Consider the following 3,195-nt stretch of genomic DNA (forward strand, 5'->3'; position numbering starts at 1 on the left):
ACCGAGCCGCGTCAGCGCCCCACCCCGACGGGGCGCCCTACCGAAAGGCCCACCATGACCACCGAGATCATCCACACCGACCTCGTCACCGGCGACCACTTCGTCTGCGACACCTGCACCCCGGCCCTCGCCGCCGGCGACCTCACCGCGTTCGACGCCATCGAGCTCCCCGGCATCGAGGACCGCATCGCTGAGATCGGCCCGGTCGTCGACGCCGGCCCCGTCGACCCCGGCGGTTACTGGGAATGCTCCGTCTGCGAGGAGGTCACCATCGGCGCCGGCCGGGCGTTCGCGTCTACCGGCTAGACAGGGCCGCGGGCCGCCCGCCCCGGGCGGCCCGTAGCGGGCGCGCAAGCCGCGCCCGCTGCGCCTGCGGCGCAGGGAAAAGGCCGCTCCGCGGCTCCTCCACCGTGCCCGCTGCGCGGTCACCCAGCAGGGCCGCTACGCGGCCCCTGCCCACACCTGCCGCAGCGAGTTGGTCTCATTGAGGAACTTGCTAATCGTATCCTGCTGCCAAGGCCGAATCGTCCCAGCGAAGTCAACAACTCGCCCATTCCACACAGCGAAGGAACTGTCGAAATCTATTCCGAAAATAGCGTTACCCTCAGTGCGTGTGAACACCGTTTCGATCTCGGCACACTTATTCAGGATCGACTCAATATCCTGCTGAAACAAACGTCGATTGAGGGGAGTTCCCGAGAGCACTTCCACATACATACGAATCGGCGGGAACCAACCGTCAAGGTTGCGCGTCCCATATTGAACCAATGTCTCAGCCAACACGTTCGCGACCTGTTTCACCTGAACCAACGCACGGATCTCCTTGGGAAGACGCTCCCAAACCAGATCTCCTGACTCGACACGGGCCGTCGTATCGACACCAAAGGGACACGTCGCACGCACGACGAGAAGCTCCGCCAGATCAACCACCTGCAACGTCAACTTGATCAGCTCCTGCAAGCCCGTCACCCGTCGCTGCATCGAGAACACCGTCTCCACCTGCTCAGGAGTCGGGACTTCTCCCACGCGGTACAGATCACTCATCACGTCCCCCACTCGTCGACCAGTCCTTACCGCCGAGCGTAGCAAGACGAACGAAAAGAAGAATCGAATCAGCACTACCGCGACCCGCGCAACGCTCCCGGACCCCCGTCGCTCCCGCACAATCACCCCCAGTGCAACGTGCGTAACACCTGGTCGCCAAAGCTCCAGGCTCGCGAGCCGGTGAACCTCACGGCAAACAACCTCGCGCACAGCTTCATCGTTTAGAAAGCCCCCACTCGCTCCAGGAAACGAGGCTGATTACAGGGGGGTGGGCCGGGCAAAAGAAACGTTCCTGACCTGCGGAAAAGCCTCACACAATTCTCAGAAACAATCACAAAACATGTCAGTGCCCCCGCCTAAAATCGAAGGTAGAACAACGGAGAAAGGAAATAGATAGACCGAGACGCAGACCGTCTCACACACAAAAAAGTGAGGGCCGGAAGCTCCACACTTCCGACCCTCAACCGCAACACTCGAAAGGCTACACCATGACCGCAACGCTGAACACCCCCGCGACCAACACCGAGTTCGAGGGCGTCGTGCACGTCGACCCCAAGAGCCTCACGCTCGAAGACAACGTTCGCACGATCACCGCCGCCGAGCAGGCCAAGATCGACGGATTCACCAAGAGCGCAGCCGAAATCGGCATCTACACCCCACTGACCGGCGTCCGCGACGAGCTGGGCAACATCATGATCCGCGACGGCCAGTGCCGCCTCCGCGCCGCCCTCGCCGCCGAGGTCGCCACCGTCCCGGTCCTCATCCGCCGCGACGACCGGGTCGGCGACGCCCGCGAAATCGGACGCCGCACCGAACAGCTCCTCGCCAACAGCGCGATCGCCATGCGCGACGACGACGTGACCGCCACCATCGACCAGCTCGCCGCTTTCGGCGTGCCCGTCGAGCAGATCGCCGTACACGCCAACCTCGACCACGAGCGGGTCGCCGCCACCGTCGCCACCGCCGGACGCGAGACCCTGCGCAACAAGGTCGTCGAGTACCAGCTGACCCTCGACCAGGCGAACGCCATGACCGAGTTCGAGGACGACGAGAGCGCCCTGCACCAGCTCGCCGAGGCCGCGCAGCACGAGCAGTTCGCGCACAAGCTCCAGGAGCTTCGCCGCGAGCGCAAGGACGAGGCCGACCGCGCCGCCGCCGAGCAGCCCTACCGGGACAAGGGCGTCCACATCCTGCGCTACCGCCCGTACGGCTACAGCTCCGCACCCGACGGCAAGACCTACCGCGAGTTGGACGACCTCATCACGGCCACCGGGCAGACCGCCACGATCGACGATGTGACGCCCGAGCACCTGGCGGTGCTCATCGAGCGCCGCGAGACCTACACGGTGATCGAGACCGGCGAACAGGTCAGCAGCTACCAGATCGACCGCTATGCGGGCGAGCCGGACCACGACGGAAACCCCCGCCCGGTCCGCGAGGGTAAGTACTCCTACGAGCAGGTCGAGACCGCGACCGTCTGGCAGGTCACCTACGCCGCGACCACCGACGCCAAGGCCGACAAGCTGACCAAGCGGCCCAAGGCGCTCAGCAAGAAGGACACCACCACCGACGACGCCGACAAGGCCGCCGCGCAGCTCGCCGAGGCCAAGGCCCAGGCCAGCCACGAACGCGCCGTCGGCATCGACCTCTCCGTCGCCGCCGACGACGCCGAGGTCGTGCGCCGCGAGCACCTGACCCAGTTGCTCGCCCGCAAGACCGCGCCCAAGGGCACGGCCAAGTTCATCGCCGAGACGATCGCCAACGGTGCAGGAGGCAAGCGCATCGGCATCGACGGAGGCATGATCGCGCGTGACCTCCTCGGACTGGACATCCGCAACACCGTGCGCGCCCAGCTCAGCAAGGCCACCGAGCAGCGCGCCCAGGTGATCGCCCTGGCGCACGCCGTCGCAGCCTACGAAAGCGGATACACCCGCAAGTCCTGGCGCGACAACCCCACCTCGCTCAAGCCCTACCTGGACTTCCTCACCGCTGCCACCGGCTACGCCCCGGCCCCCGTCGAATGCGTCATCCTCGGAACCGCCACCGCCGACGAGGTCTACGCCGAGCGGACCAAGAAGCCCGCCGAGGACCAGCCCGCCGAGTGAGAGGCCCGAGGCCGCGCGTCCGCCCCGCACCGTCGGGGCGGACGCG

At 65.9% G+C, this 3,195-nt stretch carries 3 protein-coding genes; 2 read left to right on the forward strand and 1 reads right to left on the reverse strand.

Going from position 1 to position 3,195, the window contains the following annotated elements:
- Nucleotides 1–306 (forward strand): hypothetical protein (locus ABD108_RS05350; protein ID WP_343929713.1); only part of this gene is annotated, 306 nt, incomplete at its 5' end.
- A gap of 135 nt (nt 307–441) precedes the next feature.
- Here the strand turns inward: ABD108_RS05350 and ABD108_RS05355 are convergent.
- The gene (locus tag ABD108_RS05355; RefSeq protein WP_343929714.1) at nt 442–1,044 is read right to left on the reverse strand and encodes a hypothetical protein; all 603 of its coding nucleotides are present in this window, start codon (nt 1,042–1,044) and stop codon (nt 442–444) included.
- A gap of 488 nt (nt 1,045–1,532) precedes the next feature.
- Between ABD108_RS05355 and ABD108_RS05360 the strand changes: the two genes are divergently transcribed.
- Nucleotides 1,533–3,149: a ParB/Srx family N-terminal domain-containing protein gene (locus ABD108_RS05360; protein WP_343929715.1), complete on the forward strand. Its 1,617-nt coding sequence runs from the start codon at nt 1,533–1,535 to the stop codon at nt 3,147–3,149.
- Nucleotides 3,150–3,195 lie beyond the last annotated feature (46 nt).

The sequence above is a fragment of the Tsukamurella strandjordii genome (assembly GCF_039525985.1).
GTDB classification, from domain to species: Bacteria; Actinomycetota; Actinomycetes; order Mycobacteriales; family Mycobacteriaceae; genus Tsukamurella; species Tsukamurella strandjordii.